This is a genomic window from Micromonospora coerulea (assembly GCF_016598485.1).
Lineage (GTDB): Bacteria > Actinomycetota > Actinomycetes > Mycobacteriales > Micromonosporaceae > Micromonospora > Micromonospora coerulea.
Map to the genome: position 1 here is coordinate 1 of NZ_JAEMUW010000113.1, position 476 is coordinate 476.

A 476-nucleotide genomic window follows, 5' to 3' on the forward strand; every position below is an offset into this window, starting at 1 on the left:
GCTCAAGCCGCCGCCGACCAGGCCGGGCTCTCCAATCTCGTCATCAAGCAGGCAGACGCGGGTCAGCTCTCTTCATACGTCGGTGCGGTTCCGGCCGATCTGGTGCTCATGGTCGGGGTCTTCGGCAACATCTCGGACGCCGACGTAAAGCGAACGATTGCTGCCCTGCCCCAGCTGTGCGCAGAGGGCGCCACGGTGATCTGGACCAGGGCGCGACGGGCACCGGACCTGACGCCAGCCGTGCGGGGGTGGCTTCGGGACGCCGGCTTCGTGGAGGTGGCGTTCCACGCTCCGGACGACGTGCGATTCTCTGTCGGCGTTCACCTGTTCGAAGGCACACCGCAGCCCGTGAATGCCACGGGGAGGATCTTTACTTTCCTGCACTGACGGGTGATGCCCTGAGGCGGAGTGACACCAACGACCTGAGCCGTGCGTCATGCTGGGCAGGGCGGTCGAACGTTGAAGCGGAACTTAGA

The 476-nt window shown here is 65.3% G+C and carries 1 protein-coding gene; it reads left to right on the forward strand.

The window, feature by feature from the left end; genetic code table 11:
* The coding region (locus I8N68_RS32520) for a class I SAM-dependent methyltransferase (protein WP_504739830.1) at positions 1–387 on the forward strand (387 nt) is incomplete at its 5' end.
* Between the last annotated feature and the right edge of the window lie 89 nt (positions 388–476).